The 1,583-nt window shown below is 33.5% G+C and carries 2 protein-coding genes; one reads left to right on the forward strand and one right to left on the reverse strand.

Features of this window, described 5'->3' with window-relative positions:
• Window positions 1-863 (forward strand): hypothetical protein (locus tag B5F71_RS20565; RefSeq protein ID WP_158098162.1); only part of this gene is annotated, 863 nt, incomplete at its 5' end.
• 533 nt (window positions 864-1,396) lie between these two features.
• Here B5F71_RS20565 and B5F71_RS20570 read toward each other — a convergent pair.
• On the reverse strand, window positions 1,397-1,583 hold a 187-nt coding region (locus tag B5F71_RS20570; RefSeq protein WP_158098163.1), incomplete at its 5' end, for a hypothetical protein.

Raw genomic sequence — 1,583 nt, forward strand, 5'->3', positions numbered from 1 at the left:
CTCCTGTTCTTCGTCAGATAGCCCGCTATCTTCCTCATCACAGAAGCGAAAATGCCTCAAAAACTCATCCCAAATCATCGCACGATAAATTCAAAACAGCTTCTTATTTTATGAAGAAAATCTCTCATCCCACCATTACTTTCCTCGCAATAACCACTCTTGCTTTAACCATCACCGGATGGTGCTGGAATCAATTATCCCCTTTCTTAAGCGGCATTTTTGTATTTGACATCAAAGAATATTTCAAGACATCATTCTATGGAATCATTTTATGCACCATTTGGTTATATACTACACGAAAAAGACATAAAGAAACAATAAAACTTTTTCACGCGAAAAAAGAAAGGATGAACCAGGGTTATCAATCCCTTCAAAAAGAATTAAAACAAAAAGAAATCCAAATCGAACAATTACAGTATAAACTCACCTGCCAACAATCTGATATTAACAAAAAAGCAACTTTACAAAAAGAGTTAAGAAACTTAAACGCCCAGCGTGACATTCTTTTACAAGAAATCATACAACATTCAGATGCCCGTACTAAAATAGAACATATCCTTATAGATTATAAACAAAAAGGACATTCCAAAGAAACACTATCCGAAAAAGATTGGAGAAGCCTTGCCAACGAATTAGACCAAAAAGACATCATACTACAATATAGCAACCAATTTTGTTTCACTCCAAGTGAACAAAATTATTGTTATCTACTATTGACCGACTATTCAGCTACCGATAGAGGAAAACTCCTACAATTAACCAGACAAACAGTATACCGTAGAGAACATGATATTCTAACCAAATTAGGTGAAAATTATGAAGCTGGAAAATTGAAAAACATTGTCCGGAAATGGGTAAATTAAAACAATAAAAAGACCTAAACAACCACACGTGTTCATATACGTAATGCAAATGTTACACTTTTCTACGATATTGTTACACCTGTAACAGCCTCATTCACAAAAAGGTTATCTAATTTTGCATTGTCGAAAAGGACCAAGACACAACACTTTAGTATGCCTCTTTTCGCCACATTAAATGAAAAATTAGGAACAATCTCTATAACCTTTAAAAACGTAGAAATTATGAACAACAAAAAATTTATAAGAAAAAACGAAATCACATTTTACTTGCTATTTATAGTATTATGGCCTATTTTTTCTTCAATATTTCAATATCTATCGAATAACCATATTTCTATATCAGAAATAGCCATACAAACTTTAATAATAGCAGTTATTATGCCAATTATTATTCTTATTGGACGATTTTTTAAAAATTAAATAACATTTATGGAGATTGTTCCTTTTCACAACAGACGGTTAAAAAACAACCAATGACTCGTAGAAGTGTATCGCATACACCCCTACATAAGAATTGCAAAGGCGCAGAATCTTCACTCCTCCTGCACCTTTGCAATTTTAGAAGCTGTTTTGAATTTCTCCAAAAAGTTTTTCTTGGCTTGATGTATCCTTTTTCGTGTGTGCTTTGGGCGATTTTTTGGTTCTTTTCGCTCCTGTTCTTCGTCAGATAGCCCGCTATCTTCCTCATCACAGAAGCGAAAATGCCTCAAAAACTCATCC

Source organism: Bacteroides sp. An269 (genome assembly GCF_002159755.1).
Lineage (GTDB): Bacteria > Bacteroidota > Bacteroidia > Bacteroidales > Bacteroidaceae > Phocaeicola > Phocaeicola intestinalis.